Origin of the sequence: Kluyvera sp. EC_51 (assembly GCF_019584505.1) — a bacterium.
GTDB lineage: Bacteria > Pseudomonadota > Gammaproteobacteria > Enterobacterales > Enterobacteriaceae > Kluyvera > Kluyvera sichuanensis.
Window position 1 is genome coordinate 121,688 of the sequence record NZ_VDAG01000075.1, and the last position, 16,770, is coordinate 138,457.

The 16,770-nt window shown below is 55.8% G+C and carries 14 protein-coding genes and 1 pseudogene; 11 read left to right on the top strand and 4 right to left on the bottom strand.

Annotation, left to right across the window (positions count from 1 at the left end; genetic code table 11):
- Nucleotides 1-24: 24 nt before the first annotated feature.
- The gene (locus tag FHC49_RS13730; protein WP_185666288.1) at nt 25-1,410 is read right to left on the bottom strand and encodes a NarK family nitrate/nitrite MFS transporter; all 1,386 of its coding nucleotides are present in this window, start codon (nt 1,408-1,410) and stop codon (nt 25-27) included.
- A gap of 177 nt (nt 1,411-1,587) precedes the next feature.
- Nucleotides 1,588-2,169 carry a TetR family transcriptional regulator gene (locus FHC49_RS13735; protein ID WP_220440066.1) on the bottom strand — a complete coding sequence of 194 codons (582 nt, stop codon included), beginning with the start codon at nt 2,167-2,169 and terminating at the stop codon, nt 1,588-1,590.
- Nucleotides 2,170-2,293: 124 nt separating this feature from the next.
- Here FHC49_RS13735 and FHC49_RS13740 point away from each other — a divergent pair, with 124 nt between their 5' ends.
- A complete protein-coding gene (locus FHC49_RS13740) occupies nt 2,294-3,784 on the top strand; it encodes an MFS transporter (RefSeq protein ID WP_220440067.1) in 1,491 nt (496 codons plus the stop codon).
- Between the two features lie 3 nt (nt 3,785-3,787).
- Here FHC49_RS13740 and FHC49_RS13745 read toward each other — a convergent pair.
- Nucleotides 3,788-4,625, bottom strand: a pseudogene (locus FHC49_RS13745) (IclR family transcriptional regulator C-terminal domain-containing protein).
- Nucleotides 4,626-4,845: 220 nt separating this feature from the next.
- On the opposite strand from FHC49_RS13745, the gene FHC49_RS13750 reads away from it, so the two are divergent.
- From FHC49_RS13750 to FHC49_RS13780, 7 genes are all read left to right on the top strand, one after another.
- A complete protein-coding gene (locus FHC49_RS13750; RefSeq protein ID WP_220440069.1) occupies nt 4,846-5,964 on the top strand; it encodes a muconate cycloisomerase family protein in 1,119 nt (372 codons plus the stop codon).
- 12 nt (nt 5,965-5,976) lie between these two features.
- Nucleotides 5,977-6,267 carry a muconolactone Delta-isomerase gene (gene catC, locus FHC49_RS13755; protein ID WP_220440070.1) on the top strand — a complete coding sequence of 97 codons (291 nt, stop codon included), beginning with the start codon at nt 5,977-5,979 and terminating at the stop codon, nt 6,265-6,267.
- Nucleotides 6,268-6,336: 69 nt separating this feature from the next.
- Entirely contained in the window at nt 6,337-7,263 is a 927-nt protein-coding gene (gene catA, locus FHC49_RS13760; protein WP_220440071.1) for a catechol 1,2-dioxygenase, read from the top strand.
- A gap of 102 nt (nt 7,264-7,365) precedes the next feature.
- Nucleotides 7,366-8,748, top strand: coding sequence for a Rieske 2Fe-2S domain-containing protein (locus tag FHC49_RS13765; RefSeq protein WP_220440072.1), 1,383 nt, complete (start codon nt 7,366-7,368; stop codon nt 8,746-8,748).
- Complete coding sequence (benB, locus tag FHC49_RS13770; RefSeq protein ID WP_185666294.1) at nt 8,748-9,233, top strand: benzoate 1,2-dioxygenase small subunit; 486 nt, start codon at nt 8,748-8,750, stop codon at nt 9,231-9,233. Before FHC49_RS13765 ends, benB begins: the two co-directional genes overlap by 1 nt.
- Nucleotides 9,234-9,242: 9 nt before the next feature.
- On the top strand, nt 9,243-10,259 hold the full coding sequence (benC, locus tag FHC49_RS13775; RefSeq protein ID WP_185666295.1) for a benzoate 1,2-dioxygenase electron transfer component BenC: 1,017 nt from the start codon (nt 9,243-9,245) through the stop codon (nt 10,257-10,259).
- A 9-nt stretch (nt 10,260-10,268) separates the two neighbouring features.
- Nucleotides 10,269-11,042: a 1,6-dihydroxycyclohexa-2,4-diene-1-carboxylate dehydrogenase gene (locus FHC49_RS13780; protein WP_220440073.1), complete on the top strand. Its 774-nt coding sequence runs from the start codon at nt 10,269-10,271 to the stop codon at nt 11,040-11,042.
- Here FHC49_RS13780 and yddG read toward each other — a convergent pair.
- A complete protein-coding gene (gene yddG / locus FHC49_RS13785) occupies nt 11,039-11,917 on the bottom strand; it encodes an aromatic amino acid DMT transporter YddG (RefSeq protein WP_185666297.1) in 879 nt (292 codons plus the stop codon). The genes FHC49_RS13780 and yddG overlap by 4 nt on opposite strands.
- 220 nt (nt 11,918-12,137) lie before the next feature.
- Between yddG and fdnG the strand changes: the two genes are divergently transcribed.
- Genes fdnG through fdnI form a run of 3 tightly spaced genes read left to right on the top strand, consistent with a single transcriptional unit; the run spans nt 12,138 to nt 16,733 of the window.
- Nucleotides 12,138-15,185: a formate dehydrogenase-N subunit alpha gene (gene fdnG / locus FHC49_RS13790; protein ID WP_220440074.1), complete on the top strand. Its 3,048-nt coding sequence runs from the start codon at nt 12,138-12,140 to the stop codon at nt 15,183-15,185.
- Nucleotides 15,186-15,196: 11 nt separating this feature from the next.
- Nucleotides 15,197-16,084 (top strand): formate dehydrogenase subunit beta, encoded by an 888-nt coding sequence (gene fdxH / locus FHC49_RS13795; protein WP_220440075.1) that lies wholly within the window; start codon nt 15,197-15,199, stop codon nt 16,082-16,084.
- Nucleotides 16,077-16,733, top strand: coding sequence for a formate dehydrogenase-N subunit gamma (fdnI, locus tag FHC49_RS13800; protein WP_035896970.1), 657 nt, complete (start codon nt 16,077-16,079; stop codon nt 16,731-16,733). The genes fdxH and fdnI overlap by 8 nt, the downstream gene beginning before the upstream one ends.
- Nucleotides 16,734-16,770 lie beyond the last annotated feature (37 nt).

Consider the following 16,770-nt stretch of genomic DNA (forward strand, 5'->3'; position numbering starts at 1 on the left):
GTTACACTGCTCACATAGTTATGTTTATTTTGACGTCGGTTTGCGGCGGCCGTAGACAAGCCATGTCACCAGCACGCACACGACGTAGAAGACAAAGAACACTTTCATGGCGCCAACCGGTGAACCGGTCATGGCTAAAGAGGTGCCGAAGGCTTTTGGAATAAAGAAGCCGCCAACTGCGCCGATAGCGGAGATAAAACCGAGCGCGGCGGCGGTATCGGTAACCGCTTCGTGCTGGGCTTCTTCATCGCTGCCGCCGCGTTTTTTGACGCTGTCGATGGTGATTTGACGGAAAATCACCGCGATCATCTGGAAGGTGGAGCCACTGCCGAGACCGGCGGTCAGGAACAGGCCCATAAACACCACGTAGAAGGCGAGGAAGCTGCCGGAGCCGCTGCCTGGCAGCGTCAGGAACAGCAGGCCGGTAAACACTGCCATCAATATAAAGTTCACCAGCGTGACCTTCACGCCGCCGAGGCGATCGGAAATCACACCGCCGAATGAACGCGCCAGCGCGCCGATAAACGGCCCGAAGAAGGCTAGCTTGAGAATGTTAACGTCCGGGAACTGGGTTTTTGCCAGCATCGCAAAACCGGCAGAGAAGCCGATAAATGAGCCGAAGGTTGCCAGATAGAGCAAACTCAGCAGCCACATATGCGGGCGTTTCAGCACCGGAAGCTGGTCACGCACTGAGGCTTTGGAGCTGGCGATATCGTTCATCCCCACCCAGGCGGCGATAGTGGCGATAACCAGCAGCGGCACCCAGATGATGGCGGCGTTGGCCAGCGACAGGATAGAACCGTCTTCCTGCGGCACGCCGTGAACGCCAAGAAAGGTGAAGATCGGCAGGAAGATCACCGCGGGGGCGACCATCTGCATCACGCTGACGCCAAGGTTGCCGAGCCCACCGTTAATGCCGAGCGCGCTGCCTTGCTTCGCTTTTGGGAAGAAGAAGCTGATGTTGCCCATACTGGAGGCAAAGTTAGCCCCAGCGAATCCGCACAGCAGTGCGATGATGATAAATACTTCGTAAGGGGTAGAGGTGTTCTGAATGGCAATGCCCAACCAGACGCACGGTACCACCAGAATTACCGTACTTAACACCGTCCATTTGCGCCCACCCAATATGGGTACCATAAAGGAGTAGGGCACGCGTAATATGGCACCAGAAAGTGAAGGTAATGCGGTTAATAAAAAGAGTTGGTCTGTAGTGAAATTAAAACCCACTTTATTGAGATTCACCGCCACGGCGCTAAATAACATCCAGACGCAGAAGGCGAGTAATAAACAGGCAACGGAAATCCACAGATTTCGCCTCGCAATTGATTTTCCTTTATTTTCCCAGAAGCCGGGATTCTCAGGTTTCCACTCTTTTAAGAGATAATGATTCTCTTTCTCATTATTTGCCATATAACCCTCGGGGAACACGTCATAAAAAATAAACAAAAGGAAAAACAGCGATGTAGGAAGAGGGAGTTATTATTGCCAGGCCGTTTTATCGCTTTATCGTTGAAGAATAGATAAAAAAAGCGCGTTGTAAGAAAACGCGCTGTGAATAAAACGTTGTTAATTGTTACCAAATGTAAATTAAACGGGATTAAGCTCTAGCGTAATATAATGTTGTATATAGCGAGCAAAGATCTCATCGCTAATTTCCGCCATCCCTAGTGCATAAATTCCATCTAGTCCACACACTAACGCAATTAATCGCCAGGCAATATTTTCTGCGCTATCAATGGGACGAAATTCATTAGCTTCCGTGCCCTGTAAAATCAGCGATACGGTTTCCTTATGCCACATATCCATCGTCAGCAGATAAGCACCTTTAATATCGCTGTCGCTGTCCGCCAGTAACTGTGCTTCCCGCCAGAGACGGACGTAGGGGTCAAGACGGCCATCATCGCTGCCAAGCATCGAAAAGAGGCGGTCGTGCCAGTTCGCATCATCGGCCACCAGTGGCATATCGAGCATTTCACGGATCAGCCTGACGAAGGCGAGGGATTTGAGTTCACCAATAGAGGTGAAGTGGTGATGCACCTGGCCGCTGGAGACTCCGGCAACGCTGGCAATATTACGTACGGTCATGGCGCTAAAGCCGCCGCTTAGTGCCACCTGCATGGCGGTTTTAAGGATCGCTTCCCGCCGTTCTTCTCGGGTTAAATAGTTCATTTTTCTTCGTTTAAGTAGGGTTTAGCTGAGAATAACAAAAAATTGGACATGCGTTCAACAATCCGGCAGGATCTCGTTCCTGGACACATGTCCAACAATGAACAATGAAGTGAGGAACGGAAAAATGTCACGCCAATGGTTAACGCTCATGGCTATCCTGATGGTCTATATCCCGGTGGCGATTGATGCCACCGTGCTGCACGTGGCCGCGCCGACGCTGAGCTTCGCGTTGGGCACCAGCGGCAATGAGCTGCTGTGGATCATTGATATCTATTCACTGGTAATGGCCGGTATGGTGCTGCCAATGGGCGCGCTCGGCGACAAGATTGGTTTTAAACGCCTGCTGCTGCTCGGCAGCGGGATCTTTGGCCTGGCATCGCTGGCCGCGGCGTTTTCGCCGACGGCGCTAACGCTGATTGCTTCACGCGCACTGCTGGCGATCGGTGCAGCGATGATTGTGCCGGCCACGCTCGCCGGGATCCGCACCACCTTTGCCGAAGCGCGTCATCGTAATATGGCGCTGGGGCTATGGGCGGCTGTTGGTTCTGGCGGCGCGGCGTTTGGCCCGCTGGTAGGCGGCATGCTGCTGGAGCACTTCTATTGGGGATCGGTGTTCCTGATCAACGTGCCGATTGTGCTGGTGGTGATTGCCATTAATGCCAGAGTGGTGCCGCGCCAGCCTGCGCGACGCGAGCAGCCGCTGAATCTCTTCCAGGCGCTGGTGCTGATTGCCGCCATCCTGATGCTGGTGTTTAGCGCCAAATCGGCGCTGAAAGGGCAGCTTGCACTGTGGCTGGTGGCGATGGTGGCGATTGCCGGTGCTGGCATGCTGTACTGGTTTGTCCGTAAACAGCTCTCGGCAACGCGCCCGATGGTGGATATGCGCCTCTTTACCCATCGCATTATTTTAAGCGGAGTCATGATGGCGATGACGGCGCTGATTACCCTGGTGGGCTTTGAGCTGCTGATGGCCCAGGAACTGCAGTTTGTGCACGGCAAAACGCCGTTTGAAGCCGGGCTGTTTATGCTACCCGTGATGGTGGCGAGCGGCTTCAGCGGCCCGATTGCCGGGATGCTGGTGTCGAAGCTGGGGCTGCGTGAAGTGGCGACCGGCGGGATGCTGTTAAGCGCGCTGAGCTTCCTTGGCCTGTCGATGACTGATTTTAGCACCCAGCAATGGCAGGCGTGGGGGCTGATGACGCTGCTGGGCTTTAGCGTTGCCAGCGCACTGTTGGCCTCCAGCTCGGCAATTATGGCGGCGGCACCGAAAGAGAAAGCGGCAGCAGCAGGGGCCATTGAAACCATGGCCTACGAGCTTGGCGCGGGGCTGGGTATTGCGCTGTTTGGCCTGATCCTGACTCGCAGCTACACCTCGTCGATTGTGCTGCCCGCCGGGGTAGACGGTGCGGTAGCCGAGCAGGCAGCTTCATCGATTAGCGAAGCGATAAAGCTGGCGCAGTCGATGCCCGCCATCCCGGCACAAAGCCTGATTGACGCGGCAAAAATGGCGTTTATCAACTCGCACAGCATCGTGCTGGCGACGGCGGGCGTGCTGCTTCTGTTGCTGGCTGCTGGTATCTGGCGCAGTCTGGCAAAAGCACCTGCCTTACATTAACCCTTAAAGCTGAAGAGAAAGCTCCATCGCTGCCCGTCGCAACGGCGCGAGGGCTTTCTCTTTTAGCGCGGCAGCGTTGGTAGAGCCAGCCGGCACGCCAACGTTCAATGCGGCTACCGTTTGCCCGCTCCGTGAGAGCAACGGCACCGCCAGCGAACACAATCCCACCTCAATTTGCCGGTCGGCGAGCGCGTAGCCCTGCATACGCACGCGGGCTATTTCTTCGCGCAGGCTCGGCACGTCGCATAGGGTGTGCGGGGTATAGCGGATCAAATTTGCACGTGACAACGTCACTTCCAACTGTTCTTCCGGCAGCGCGCTCAGCAGCACGCGCCCCATTGAGGTTGCCCACGCGGGTAGGCGGCTGCCGCGACCAATATCTACACTGAGCAGATTATTCACCGCTGAGCGGGCGATATAGAGCACGTTGTCGCCGTCAAGGGTTGCGGCCGAACAGGACTCGCCCAACGCTTTACCCAGACTGTCCAGCGCGTTCTGCGCTACCTTCGCCAGCGGTGTACCCGCCAGGTAAGCATGACCGACCGCCAGCACGCGCGGCAGCAGTTCATAGCTACGGCCATCCGGGCTATGCACCATGCCGAGTGCTGCCAGGGTATACAGGCAGCGGCGAACCGCCGCGCGGGAGATCTGCGTTTTCTGGCTGAGCTGGGAGATGGTCAGACGTTGACGCTGTGGGGTAAACGCGCTTAGCACCTCCAACCCTCGCGCCAGTGAAAGCATAAAGTTAGGGTTGTGTTCGGCCTGGCGGGCACTAAGGGTATCCGTTTTTTTATCGCTCATTTCATCCCTCTACGACAAAAGCTATAGGCTCACTGAGCATCACTATATCGTGGGGAAAAACCGCGGCGATTTGGCGTGCTGGTTTTCCCACTGTGATCACATTATTAACCGCAATTTAACAAGCGCGTCGATTATCGCACAACATTTCGATGACCGCCGTTGACCGTTTTCCTCGCCCAGACCTATTGTCAAAAGCATCGTTACCCCACGTGATATTCAGGGGCATTCGACGTGATGCAATTGATGAGCAGGAAGAGAAAATGAGCGCGACCATAGAACATATTGAAAGCTGGCTGGTGGATGTGCCGACGATTCGGCCACACAAGCTGTCGATGACCACCATGGGCTGCCAGACGTTGGTGATTATCCGAATAACGCGTTCGGATGGCATTGACGGTATCGGAGAGGCGACCACCATTGGTGGACTGAGCTACGGCGTGGAAAGCCCGGAGGCGATCGCCTCGGCGATTAACGATTATCTGCTGCCGTTACTCAAAGGTCAGCCCGCCGATAATCTCAATGCGCTGACCGCGCGAATGAACAGTGCGGTCAGGGGCAACACTTTTGCCAAATCGGCCATCGAAACCGCGCTACTGGATGCGCAAGGTAAAGCGCTGGGGCTGCCGGTCTCCGCGCTGCTGGGCGGGGCGCTCAGCACCTCATTGCCGGTGCTGTGGACGCTGGCCAGCGGCGACACGGCAAAAGATATCGCCGAGGGCGAAAGGCTGCTGGCGGAGCGTCGCCATCAGGCCTTCAAGTTAAAAATAGGTGCCCGCGAACTGGCGACCGATCTGCGTCACACCCGCGCCATTGTTGAAGCGCTGGGTGACCGGGCCAGTATTCGCGTTGACGTTAACCAGGCGTGGGACGCGACGGTTGCTGCCAAAGGCTGCCGTGAACTGGCGGCGATGGGTGTCGATCTGATTGAACAGCCGGTCAGCGCGCAGGACAACGCCTCGCTGGTACGACTGAGCCACCAGATTGAAACCGCTATTCTGGCCGATGAAGCCGTCTCGACCCACTACGATGGCTACCGGCTGGCGCAGCAGGGTTTTAGCGGCGCCTATGCGCTGAAAATAGCCAAAGCCGGTGGCCCGCAAAGCGTGCTGGCGCTGGCTAACGTGGCGCAGGCCGCAGGCGTTGGGCTGTACGGCGGCACCATGCTGGAAGGTACTGTCGGTACCGTTGCTTCGCTGCACGCCTGGTCAACGCTACCGCTGCAGTGGGGGACCGAGATGTTTGGCCCGCTGCTGCTTAAAGATGACATTGTCAGCGTTCCGCTCACCTTTGCCGAAGGTGTGGTGACGCTGCCGCAAACGCCGGGTCTGGGCGTAGAACTGGATGAAGACAAACTGCGCTATTACAGCCGTAAAGCGTAATGGGAGAGCATAATGCTATTTAAAGTTGATATGACCGTGAATATTCCGTTGGGATTTCCTGCGACTGAAATTGAGGAAATAAAACTACGGGAGAAAAATTATTCACAACAGTTGCAGCGAGAAGGAAAATGGCGACATATCTGGCGCGTTGCCGGTCTTTACGCCAACGTCAGCATTTTCGATGTGAAAGATGCCGAAGAATTGCATCAAATATTAATGGCTTTACCGTTATATCCGTTTATGCAAATTCGCGTGGAGGCGCTTTGCCGCCATCCTTCATCGATTTGCGAAGACGACCGTTAATAATAAGAAGAACTACCCTCGCGCCGGGTTATCCCGGCGAATACCCTACGATAATAAGTGAGAGTAATTATGAGTAATGCATTCGTAAAACAAGATGCTGTGCAGAAATTATTACGTGAAGGTGCCGGTTTAAATGTGGAAGGCGGCGACGAGCGGTTTAAATCGATAGTTCACCGCCTGCTGGAAAATATCTGTACTCTGATTGATGACTATAACGTGACGGAAGAAGAGTTCTGGCATGCAGTGAATTATCTGCACGAATTAGGTGGCCGTCAGGAGGCCGCACTGCTGGCAGCGGGCCTGGGGCTTGAACACTTCCTCGACCTGCGCCAGGATGCCATTGACGCCGCCGCTCAGCGTGAAACCGGTACGCCGCGAACTATCGAAGGCCCACTGTACGTCGCGAACGCACCGCTGGCCGATGGGCATACCCGTATGGATGATGGCAAAGATGCCGGTGAAGTGATGTGGCTGCACGGCCAGGTTAACGACACCCAGGGCCGCCCGGTGGCTAACGCCATCGTCGATATCTGGCACGCCAATACCCTCGGTAACTACTCCTTCTTTGACCAGAGCCAGAGCGAATACAACCTGCGCCGCCGTATTCGTACTGGTGCGGATGGACGCTACAGCGTGCGCAGCATTATGCCATCTGGCTACGGCTGCCCGCCGGACGGCCCAACCCAGAAGCTGCTTGACCGTTTGGGTCGTCACGGTAATCGTCCGGCGCATATTCACTTCTTCGTTTCTGCGCCCGGCCATAAGCATCTGACCAGCCAGATTAACCTCAACGGTGATAAATATCTGTGGGATGATTTTGCCTTTGCCACCCGTGACGGGCTGATTGCCGACCCGGTTAAAGTGACCGACCGCGCGCTGATTCAGCAGCGTGAGCTCGACGGTGAGCATACCGAAGTGCATTTTGATTTGACCCTGTGTAAAGCGCTCAGCACTGACGAAGAACAGCGCGGTACGCGCCTGCGCGCACAAGAGTAATTCGCTGCGTTCATTTTATTCTCCGGCTTTATATGGCCGGAGAATAATGACTATCTCTGAATATTGCACTTTATTCCTGAAACATGCAGGAGGGTACGACTCATGCAAAAAATGTTCACCACGCTGAAAGATAAAATCAACAATGCGTTAATTGTGGATCGTGAGAATCATATTTATCGCTGCCATCGCTCAATATTTACCGATCAGCAGTTATTTGATTTTGAAATGAAGCATATCTTTGAAGGTAATTGGGCGTTTCTGGCCCATGAAAGTCAAATACCCGAAGCCGGCGATTATTATACGCTGACCCTGGGGCGCCAGCCGGTGATTATTACCCGTGACAAAAAGAACGAACTCCATGCGTTAATTAATAGCTGCGCCCACCGTGGCGCGATGCTATGTCGACGCAAAACCGGGAATAAGAATTCATTTACCTGCCCGTTCCACGGTTGGACGTTCAGTAATAACGGCAAGCTATTAAAAGCCAAAGATGAAAGTACCGGCGGCTACCCGGAAAGTTTTAAGCATGAAGGTTCGCACGACTTACAAAAATTACCGCGTTTCCAGTCTTATCGCGGGTTCCTGTTCGGCAGCCTGAGCGACGATGTTCAGCCGCTGGAGGAATATCTCGGGGAAACCTGCAAGATTATCGACCTGATCGTTGACCAGGCGGCGGAAGGGCTGGAAGTGCTTAACGGTTCTTCAAGCTATGTCTACGAAGGTAACTGGAAGCTCGGGGCGGAAAATGGGGCCGACGGCTATCACGTCAGCGTGGTGCACTGGAACTATGCCTCAACCATGTCACGCCGTAACTACGAAGCGGAAGGCACCCATGCGGTGGATGCTAACGGCTGGTCGAAAAGCATCGGTGGCGGCTACGGCTTTGATAACGGTCATATGCTGCTGTGGACGCGGGCGCTGAACCCGGAAGTGCGCCCGGTTTATGAACATCGTGAGCGCCTGCAGGCCGAATTTGGTGATTCCCGCGCCGACCAGATGGTCAACGAAACGCGCAACCTGTGCCTCTATCCCAACGTCTATCTGATGGATCAGTTCTCCACTCAGATCCGCGTGATCCGCCCGATATCTGTTGATAAAACCGAAGTCACCATCTGGTGCTTTGCGCCGAAGGGAGAATCTGACCAGGCACGCGCGCTGCGTATTCGTCAGTACGAGGATTTCTTTAACGTCAGCGGTATGGGAACACCGGACGATCTCGAAGAGTTCAGCGCTTGCCAGCGCGGCTATCACGGGGAAAATCTGCCGTGGAGCGATCTGAGCCGCGGCGCGCTGCACTGGGTCGATGGCCCGGACGAGCATGCGCAGCAATCAGGGTTCCGCCCGCTGCTGAGCGGGGTGAAATCAGAAGATGAAGCGCTCTATATCGCCCATCACCACCACTGGCAGAACGTGATGCTGGCGGCGCTGGAAAAAGAGCAGCAGCGTTATGACCAGTCAATTACCCAACGTGTGGAGGTGGCCTGATGTTGACGCTTGAACAGGTTCGCCAGTTTCTCTATTACGAAGCCCGCCTGCTGGACGACCGTCAGTGGGATGAGTGGCTGAACTGCTACAGCCCGAAGGTGGTGTACTGGATGCCTGCCTGGGGCGACGACGACAAGCTCACCCGCGACCCGCAGCGCGAAATTTCGCTGATCTACTACCCGAGCCGCGATGGCCTGGAAGACCGGGTGTACCGCATTAAGACCGAACGCTCCGGGGCGAGCACGCCCGAGCCGCGCACCACCCATATGATCAGCAACGTTGAGCTGCTGGGGGAAACCGAGCAGGGCATGGAGGTGCGCTACAACTGGGTGACCTATTGTCATCGCTATCAGCATACCGATGCGTGGTTTGGCTCGACCTGCTGCACGCTGGTCGACAACGATGGGCAGCCGCAGATCATCCGCAAAACCGTGCGCCTGAATAACGACTACATCCGTCAGGTGATTGACGTTTACCACATTTAAGAGGTGCCTATGACCTTTAACATTGCGCTCAATTTTGAGGACGGCATCACCCGTTTTATTCAGTGTAACGCCGGGGAGAAAGTACTGGATGCCGCCTATCGCCAGAAGGTGAATCTGCCGATGGATTGTTCCGACGGCGTGTGCGGAACCTGTAAGTGTCACTGCACCAGTGGGGAATATGGCCTGGGGGACGATTATCTCGAAGAGGCGTTAAGCGAAGAGGAAGCCGACGAACGCCAGGTGCTGACCTGTCAGATGGTGCCAACCAGCGACTGCGTGATTGACGTACCGGTGGCGGCCGCGCAGTGCAAAACCGCGCTGGCGACGCTGGGCGCGGAGGTGCAGCAGGTTAATTTGCTCTCCGACACCGCCATTGAGCTGGTGGTTAAACTCGACGATGCGCTCGCGTTTCTGCCCGGTCAGTACATCAACATTCAGGTGCCGGGTACGCCGCAGGTTCGCGCCTATTCGTTCAGCTCTTTGCCCGGCGCAGACGTGGGCAGCTTCCTGATTCGCAACGTGCCGGGGGGCTTAATGAGCCAGTGGCTGACCCAGCGAGCCCGACCGGGGGATCGGCTGACGCTGAGCGGCCCGATGGGCAGCTTCTATCTGCGAAACGGTGAACGTCCGCTGCTGATGCTGGCGGGGGGAACGGGGCTGGCACCGCTGCTGTCGATGCTGCAAACCCTAGCGGCACAGGGAAGCACTCGTCCGGTCACGCTGCTGTACGGCGTCACCCGTGACGGTGATCTGGTCAAGACGCAAGAGCTTGATGCCTTTATCGCGCAACTGCCTGGATACCGCTGGCTGCCGGTAGTGGCCGATGCCCAGAGCGCCTGTCCGCAGCGCGGTTTTGTCACCGAGCATCTTGATGAGGCGATGCTGAACGATGGCGACGTCGATATCTATCTGTGCGGCCCGCCGCCGATGGTTAACGCCGTCTCTACGGCGCTGCGTGAACGGGGGATCTCGCCTGCGGGATTCTGGTATGAGAAGTTTATCGCCAGCCAGAGCGCGGCGGCATAAGGAGCGATGATGCGATTTACTAATAAAGTGCTGGCTATCACCGGTGCTGCGCAGGGCATTGGTCGTCAGACGGCCGAACAGGCTGCTCGTGAAGGCGCGCGCCTGCTATTGATTGACCGTTCACGCTACGTGCACGAACTGGCGGCGACGCTGACCGCCGCCGGAAGTGACGTACTGGCGTTGGAAGCCGACCTTGAGCAGTGGGAGAGCACCGAACGGGTATTTGCCGACGGGGTGGCGCACTTTGGCCGCCTGGACGTGGTGATTAATAACGTGGGCGGCACCATCTGGGCGCGTCCGTTTGCAGAATATCAGCCCGATCAGATCGAAAAAGAGATCCGCCGTTCGCTATTCCCCACGCTCTGGAGCTGCAGGGCGGCGCTGCCGTGGATGCTGAAGCAGGGCAAAGGCAGCATCGTGAATATCTCATCGGTGGCAACGGCTGGGGTTAACCGGGTTCCGTATTCGGCGGCGAAAGGCGGCGTGAACGCGCTGACCCGTTCGCTGGCCCTTGAATATAGCGATAGCGGTATTCGGATTAACGCCGTTGCGCCGGGAGGCACAGATGCACCGGCACGCCTGACGCCGAGAAATGACGAGCAGCCGACAGAGCAAGAAAAGGCGTGGTATCAGCAGGTGGTGGATCAAACGGTGGCAAGCAGCCTGATGCATCGCTACGGCACGCTGGCGGAACAGGCGAATGCTATCCTGTTTCTCGCCAGCGATGAGGCCAGCTACATCACTGGGGTGACGCTGCCGGTAGCGGGAGGCGACCTCGGCTAACGCCGGGTGGCATACCAGCAGAGCAGGGAGCCCGCGCAGACCATGGCGGCTCCCTGCCAGAATGACCACGAAAGCGCAGCGCTGAGCAGAACGGCCGCCAGCGCTGAGGAGAGCACCGGGGTAAAGTAAGAGGCGGCGGCCAGCAGGCTGACGTTGCCGTGCAGAATGCCGACGTTCCACGCCGCATAGGCTAATCCTAATGCCAGTGCGCACAGAACCAGTTTAATCACCACCGGCCAGCTAAAGATCATCGGTGGCTGCTCGCTTACCAGGAATTTCACCCACAGGCTGAGCGCCGTTAATAAAACAAACAGCGTAATGCCGTTTTTGCCTTTGGCATATCTGGCGGTGACGGTGCAGTAGGCCGCCCAGATAAATGCACCGACGAAAGCCAGAATATAGCTCAGCGGGCTTGAGATAACGTTGCGGGTTATTTCCGCGATATCCAGACCGTGCTCGCCGCCTAATACCCAGGTCACGCCAAATAGCGAGAGCAATAAGCCCGGTATCACCCATAAGCTGCTTTTTTGGCCGTTGAACAGAATAGCAAACAGAATGGTCAGACTTGGCCAGAGATAATTGACCATGCCGACTTCAATTGCCTGTTGGCGGGTGCCCGCATAGCCAAGTGAGAGCGCGAGACAGATTTCGTAGCTAACAAACAGCACGCTGCCGGCTACAAGATAACGCGGCGGGATTTGACGCAACTGCGGGAAACCGACGGTAAATATCAGCAACAGGCCGCTCAGGCTGTAGATCATTGCGGCACCACCCACCGGGCCAAGCCCTTCGCTGACGCCGCGAATCAGCCCCACCATGGTGCTCCATAATACGATGGCGGTGAGTCCCGTCAGCGTCGCTCTCTTCTTATCCATCTCTAACCTGATGCTTTTACAAACGAAGTCTGCGGTTATAGCATTTTTTTGCCGCCGCTGGTGATATTTTTCCGCGACGCCTAACCCTAAAGGATTAATGAAATTCGCCGACCCTGACTATTAAGGGGGGCTCAGTTTTCGACATTGATTTGACGCAAAAAAAACAGGGGCATTGCTGTTAGTTTCCTTCTCGAAGTACATCCATACGATGAGGAAAACAATGGACGTCAGCCGCAGAAAGTTTTTTAAAATCTGCGCGGGCGGTATGGCTGGGACGACGGCTGCGGCATTAGGGTTTGCCCCGAAAATGGCGTTAGCACAGGCGCGAAATTTCAAATTACTGCGCGCTAAAGAAGTTCGTAACACCTGCACATACTGCTCCGTAGGTTGTGGGCTATTAATGTATAGCCTGGGCGATGGAGCCAAAAATACCCGGGAATCGATTTACCATATTGAAGGTGACCCGGATCATCCGGTAAGCCGCGGCGCACTGTGCCCGAAAGGCGCGGGGCTGCTGGACTATGTACACAGTGAAAGTCGCCTGCGCTACCCGGAATACCGCGCACCTGGCTCGGATAAATGGCAGCGTATTTCGTGGAATGAAGCCTTCGATCGCATCGCAAAATTGATGAAGGCCGACCGCGACGCCAACTTTATTGAGAAGAACGAGCAGGGCGTGACGGTTAACCGCTGGCTCTCCACCGGGATGCTGTGCGCATCCGCGGCAAGTAATGAGACCGGCATGCTGACGCAGAAGTTTGTGCGCTCGCTCGGTATGCTGGCGGTAGACAACCAGGCGCGCGTCTGACACGGACCAACGGTAGCAAGTCTTGCTCCAACATTTGGTCGCGGTGCGATGACCAACCACTGGGTTGATATCAAAAACGCCAACGTCGTGATGGTGATGGGCGGTAACGCCGCTGAAGCCCATCCAGTGGGTTTCCGCTGGGCGATGGAAGCGAAAAACAATAACGATGCCACGCTTATCGTTGTCGACCCGCGCTTTACGCGTACGGCGTCGGTAGCTGATATTTATGCGCCAATTCGTTCCGGTACCGACATTACCTTCCTGTCGGGCGTACTGCTGTATCTTATCGAAAACAATAAGATCAACGCCGAATACGTGAAGCATTACACCAACGCCAGCCTGCTGGTGCGGGATGATTTTGCCTTCGAAGACGGCCTGTTTAGCGGCTATGACGCCGAGAAACGTCAGTACGACAAATCGTCCTGGAACTATCAGTACGATGAAAACGACTACGCCAAACGCGATGAAACGCTGACCCATCCGCGCTGCGTGTGGAACCTGCTGAAGCAACACGTTTCCCGCTATACGCCGGACGTGGTGGAGAACATCTGCGGTACGCCGAAAGCGGACTTCCTGAAAGTGTGCGATGTGCTGGCTTCCACCAGTGCGGCAGACCGTACCACCACCTTCCTGTATGCGCTGGGCTGGACACAGCACACCGTCGGGGCGCAGAACATTCGCACCATGGCGATGATCCAGCTGCTGCTCGGCAATATGGGGATGGCAGGCGGCGGTGTGAACGCCTTGCGCGGTCACTCGAATATTCAGGGCTTAACCGACTTAGGTCTGCTGTCGACCAGCCTGACCGGCTATCTGACGCTGCCGTCGGACAAGCAGGCGGATCTGCAAACCTATCTGACTGCCAATACGCCGAAAGCGCTGCTGCCCGATCAGGTGAACTACTGGAGCAACTATCCGAAGTTCTTCGTCAGCCTGATGAAGTCGTTCTACGGCGACGCAGCAACGAAGGATAACGATTGGGGCTTTAACTGGCTGCCGAAATGGGACCAGGCCTACGACGTTATCAAATACTTCAACATGATGGATAACGGCAAAGTCACCGGCTATATCTGCCAGGGCTTTAACCCGGTTGCGTCCTTCCCGGACAAAAACAAAGTCGTACGCAGCTTAAGCAAGCTGAAGTACATGGTGGTTATCGACCCGTTAGTGACCGAAACGTCTACCTTCTGGCAGAACCACGGTGAGTCTAACGACGTTGACCCATCAACGATTCAGACCGAAGTGTTCCGTCTGCCGTCGACCTGCTTTGCAGAAGAAGACGGTTCGATTGCTAACTCCGGCCGCTGGCTGCAGTGGCACTGGAAAGGTCAGGAAGCACCGGGTGAAGCGCGTAACGACGGCGAGATTCTGGCCGGTATTTACCATCGTCTGCGCGAAATGTATCGCAACGAAGGCGGTAAGGGCGTTGAGCCGCTGCTGAAGATGGGCTGGAACTACAAACAGCCTGATCACCCAGAGTCGGAAGAAGTCGCTAAAGAGAACAACGGCTATGCGCTGGCCGACCTGTATGACGCCAACGGCGTGCTGGTGGCGAAGAAAGGTCAGTTGCTCAATAGCTTTGCGCTGTTGCGCGATGACGGTACCACGGCGTCCTCCTGCTGGATCTACACCGGTAGCTGGACTGAACAGGGTAACCAGATGGCCAACCGCGATAACGCCGACCCATCAGGGCTGGGCAATACGCTGGGTTGGGCATGGGCCTGGCCGCTCAACCGTCGCGTGCTGTATAACCGCGCTTCGGCGGACGTGAACGGCAAACCGTGGGATCCGAAACGGATGCTGATCCAGTGGAACGGCACTAAATGGACGGGTAACGATATCCCGGACTTTAATACCGCGCCGCCGGGAAGCAAAACCAATCCGTTTATCATGCAGCAGGAAGGCCTGGGTCGTCTGTTTGCGCTCGATAAGCTGGCAGAAGGGCCGTTCCCGGAACACTACGAGCCGATGGAAACGCCGCTGGGGACTAACCCGCTGCACCCGAACGTTATTTCGAGCCCGGTAGTTCGTCTGTACGAAGAAGATGCCGTGCGTCTTGGGAAGAAAGACAAGTTCCCATACGTTGGCACCACCTATCGTCTGACCGAGCATTTCCATACCTGGACTAAGCATGCGCGCCTCAACGCTATTGCGCAGCCAGAGCAGTTTGTGGAAATCAGCGAAGGGCTGGCGAAGGCCAAAGGGATTGCCAACGGTGACCGTGTGACCGTCAGCAGCAAGCGCGGCTTTATTCGCGCCGTGGCGGTGGTAACGCGTCGTCTGCAGACCCTGAACGTCAACGGTCAGCAGGTGGAAACCATCGGTATTCCGCTGCACTGGGGTTATGAAGGCGTAGCCCGTAAAGGCTATATCGCCAATACCCTGACGCCGAACGTGGGTGATTCCAACTCGCAGACGCCGGAGTATAAGGCGTTCCTGGTTAACATCGAGAAAGCGTAAGGAGCGTTTAAATGGCGATGGAAACACAAGACATTATTAAACGCTCTGCAACTAACCCGATTACCCCCGCGCCTCGTGCGCGGGACTATAAGGAAGAAGTTGCCAAGCTGATTGATGTCTCCTCCTGTGTGGGCTGTAAAGCCTGCCAGGTGGCCTGCTCCGAGTGGAATGATATTCGCGACGAAGTGGGGCATTGCGTCGGGGTTTACGATAACCCGGCGGATCTGAGCGCCAAGTCCTGGACGGTGATGCGCTTTAGCGAAACCGAGCAGAACGGCAAGCTGGAGTGGCTGATTCGTAAAGATGGCTGTATGCACTGTGAGGATCCGGGCTGCCTGAAGGCGTGCCCGTCCGCCGGGGCGATTATTCAGTACGCCAACGGGATCGTCGATTTCCAGCAGGAAAACTGTATCGGCTGTGGTTACTGCATTGCCGGGTGTCCGTTTAATATTCCGCGCCTCAGCAAAGAGGATAACCGCGTTTATAAATGCACCCTGTGCGTTGACCGCGTGAGCGTGGGTCAGGAACCGGCCTGTGTGAAAACCTGTCCGACCGGGGCGATTCACTTCGGCACCAAGAAAGAGATGCTGGACGTAGCGCAGGAGCGCGTCGATAAGCTTAAGAAACGCGGCTACCCGCATGCCGGTATCTATAATCCGGAAGGCGTGGGCGGCACCCATGTGATGTACGTGCTGCATCATGCGGATCAGCCTGAGTTGTATCACAAGCTGCCGAAGGATCCGGCTATCGATACCAGTATCAATCTGTGGAAAGGGGCGCTGAAACCGCTCTCCGCCGCGGGCTTTATCGCCACCTTTGCCGGGCTGATTTATCACTACATCGGTATTGGCCCGAACAAAGAAGTGGACGATGACGAAGAGGAGGATGGCCATGAGTAAGTCGAAAATGATTGTGCGCACCAAGTTTGTCGACCGCGCCTGTCACTGGACGGTGGCTATCTGCTTCTTCCTGGTGGCGGTATCAGGGATTTCGTTCTTCTTCCCGACGCTGCAATGGCTGACCGAAACCTTCGGTACACCGCAAATGGGGCGTATTCTGCACCCGTTCTTCGGCGTACTGATCTTCGTGGTGCTGATGTTTATGTTTGCCCGCTTCGTGCATCACAACATTCCGGATAAGCAGGATATTCCGTGGGTGCTGGGGATTGTCGAAGTCCTGAAAGGCAACGAGCATAAAGTGGCCAAGGTCGGGAAATATAACGCCGGGCAGAAGATGATGTTCTGGACCATCATGAGCATGATTTTCGTGCTGTTGGTGACCGGGGTGATTATCTGGCGTCCTTACTTTGCGCCATTTTTCCCGATTCAGGTGATTCGCTATGCGCTGCTGATTCATGCTGCTTCAGCCATCATTCTGATCCACGCGATCCTTATCCATATGTATATGGCATTCTGGGTTAAAGGGTCTATTAAGGGGATGATTGAAGGCAAAGTGAGTCGTCGCTGGGCGCAGAAACACCATCCGCGCTGGTATCGTGAAGTTGAGCGGGTAGAGGCGAAGAAAGAGAGTTCGGAAGGGATGAAGTAAGGATTCTTTGCAGAAGTGAAGAGCGGTTTGATGTCCC

Coding starts and splice junctions, on each gene's coding strand:
- fdnI (WP_035896970.1), top strand. CDS start 16,077: ATGAGTAAGTCGAAAATGATTGTGCGCACCAAGTTTGTCGACCGCGCC.
- yddG (WP_185666297.1), bottom strand. CDS start 11,917: ATGGATAAGAAGAGAGCGACGCTGACGGGACTCACCGCCATCGTATTA.
- FHC49_RS13730 (WP_185666288.1), bottom strand. CDS start 1,410: ATGGCAAATAATGAGAAAGAGAATCATTATCTCTTAAAAGAGTGGAAA.
- FHC49_RS13765 (WP_220440072.1), top strand. CDS start 7,366: ATGCAAAAAATGTTCACCACGCTGAAAGATAAAATCAACAATGCGTTA.
- benB (WP_185666294.1), top strand. CDS start 8,748: ATGTTGACGCTTGAACAGGTTCGCCAGTTTCTCTATTACGAAGCCCGC.
- FHC49_RS13780 (WP_220440073.1), top strand. CDS start 10,269: ATGCGATTTACTAATAAAGTGCTGGCTATCACCGGTGCTGCGCAGGGC.
- FHC49_RS13740 (WP_220440067.1), top strand. CDS start 2,294: ATGTCACGCCAATGGTTAACGCTCATGGCTATCCTGATGGTCTATATC.
- FHC49_RS13750 (WP_220440069.1), top strand. CDS start 4,846: ATGAGCGCGACCATAGAACATATTGAAAGCTGGCTGGTGGATGTGCCG.
- benC (WP_185666295.1), top strand. CDS start 9,243: ATGACCTTTAACATTGCGCTCAATTTTGAGGACGGCATCACCCGTTTT.
- catC (WP_220440070.1), top strand. CDS start 5,977: ATGCTATTTAAAGTTGATATGACCGTGAATATTCCGTTGGGATTTCCT.
- fdxH (WP_220440075.1), top strand. CDS start 15,197: ATGGCGATGGAAACACAAGACATTATTAAACGCTCTGCAACTAACCCG.
- catA (WP_220440071.1), top strand. CDS start 6,337: ATGAGTAATGCATTCGTAAAACAAGATGCTGTGCAGAAATTATTACGT.
- FHC49_RS13735 (WP_220440066.1), bottom strand. CDS start 2,169: ATGAACTATTTAACCCGAGAAGAACGGCGGGAAGCGATCCTTAAAACC.